Annotated in this window: 1 protein-coding gene; it reads left to right on the forward strand. The window is 67.5% G+C overall.

The genetic code is table 11. The features are described 5' to 3' along the window. The first annotated feature begins 157 nt into the window (after nt 1–157). Nucleotides 158–1900 carry an IS1634 family transposase gene (locus tag FLX08_RS39700; RefSeq protein WP_167530768.1) on the forward strand — a complete coding sequence of 581 codons (1743 nt, stop codon included), beginning with the start codon at nt 158–160 and terminating at the stop codon, nt 1898–1900. The last annotated feature ends 126 nt before the right edge of the window (nt 1901–2026 follow it).

The raw sequence follows: 2026 nt of genomic DNA on the forward strand, positions 1-2026 counted from the left end.
AACCCGAGTTTCGCAGTTCGCGGGCACATGAGCCTTGATCGCGTAGTGTAACCGCTGGTCAGCGGACTACGAGGTATCGCTGGACGTGAAAAGTGTGGGCACACGATTCTGATCGATTTTGCTGCGCTACCTGATTGTTTTGATGCATGATGCGGGCATGTATCTGCGGAAGACGCAGCGGCGGAACCGCGACGGCAGCGTGGTCCGATACCTACAGCTGGCCAACAACCATCGGATCAACGGCACGACGCAGGCCGAGGTCCTGGTCAACCTGGGCCGCGAGGACAACCTCGACGTGGACGCGCTGCGCCGCCTGGTCGCCTCCATCAACCGCTACCTCGGCGATGAGGACGACGCCTCCGCCCCGCTGGGAGCCGAGGCGGGCCCGCTGTCGGTGGACTCAGCCCGCCCGTTCGGGGCGATCTGGCTGCTGGACGGGCTGTGGCGGATGCTGGAGATCGACAAGGCCCTGGCAGGCGTGCTGGGCCCGCGACGGTTCCGCACCGATGTCGAACGGGTCATCTTCGCGCTGGTCGCCAACCGGGCGATCGCGCCGTCGTCCAAGCTCGCCGCCGCTGACTGGGTCACTCACACCGTCGCGGTCCCCGGCCTGGCCACCATGGACAAGGACCAGGCGATGCGGGCGATGGACCTGCTGGTCAGCGCGGACGCCCAGGGCGAGGTGTCCCGCGCGGTGTTCTTCTCCGCGGCCAACCTGCTGAACCTCGAGGTCGATCTGATCTTCTTCGATACGACCTCCACGTACTTCGAACGCGACGGCGAAGCCGAAGCCGACCAGGACGGCGGGGGCGTCCTGCGGCGGTTCGGGCACTCCAAGGACCACCGCCGGGACCTGCCGCAGATCGTCATCGGACTGGCGGTCACCCGCGAGGGCATCCCGGTGCGGGTGTGGGTCTGGCCCGGCAACACCAGCGACATGACGGTGATCGAGCAGGTCAAAGACGATCTGCGGGACTGGCGGCTGGGCCGGGTGGTCACCGTCACCGACTCGGGGTTCTCCTCCCGGGAGAACATGGCCTACCTGCAGCGCGCCGGCGGCCACTACATCTGCGGCGTCAAGATGCGCGAGGGCAGTGAGCAGGCAGCCCAGGCGCTGTCACGGCAGGGCCGCTACCAGCAGGTCCGCGACAACCTGCGGGTCAAGGAGGTCAAGCTCACCTCCGACCCCGGGCGCAGGTGGATCATCTGCCACAACCCCGTCGAGGCCGAGCGGGATGCGGCCCGCCGTGAGGCCCAACTGGAGGCGATCCGGCAGGAACTGGAGCGGATTGCCGCGGCTCGCGCCGCCGATGTGAACAAGGCCCAGGCCAAGGCCGCCCGTCAGGGCAACAAGCGCATCAGCGCCAAGCCGGGTGATGCCGTGCACCGCAAGGCCGAGTGCGCCCTGCGTGACCACCCCTCGCTCGGGCGCTGGCTGAAGCAGCATCCTTCGACCGGCCGGTTGTCCATCGACGCGGTGAAGGTCAAGGCCGAGGCGAACCTGGACGGCAAGTACCTCATCGCCACCTCCGACCCCGACCTGACCCCCGAAGACGTCGCCCTTGGTTACAAGAACCTGCTGGAAGCCGAGGCGGCGTTCCGCACGATGAAGACCACGCTGGATCTGCGGCCGGTCTACCACCGCCTGGACGAGCGGATTACCGCCCACGTCCTGCTGTGCTGGCTGGCGCTGCTGCTCATCCGGGTCGCCGAACGCCGGACCGGGCAGACCTGGCGCACCATCAACCGGGAACTGTCCCGCGTCCATCAGGTCACTCTGGCCGGTCCCGCCGGACGGCTGACCCAGACCACCAAACTCACCCCCGCCCAGGCCCAGCTGTTCAAAGACTGCGGCATCGCCCCGCCGCCAAAGATGACCGGTCTCCAACCCGCCGAATAGGCCCTGAGCAGGGAAAACGCCCTGCAGGAGCGTGGACACACGCCCCTGCTGCTGCCTCATGCTCGTTTCCCCAGGTCAGCCCCCGGATTCACGAACCTTGTCTGCCCACCAACTGCGAAACTCGGG

Source organism: Microbispora hainanensis (genome assembly GCF_006874475.1).
Lineage (GTDB): Bacteria > Actinomycetota > Actinomycetes > Streptosporangiales > Streptosporangiaceae > Microbispora > Microbispora hainanensis.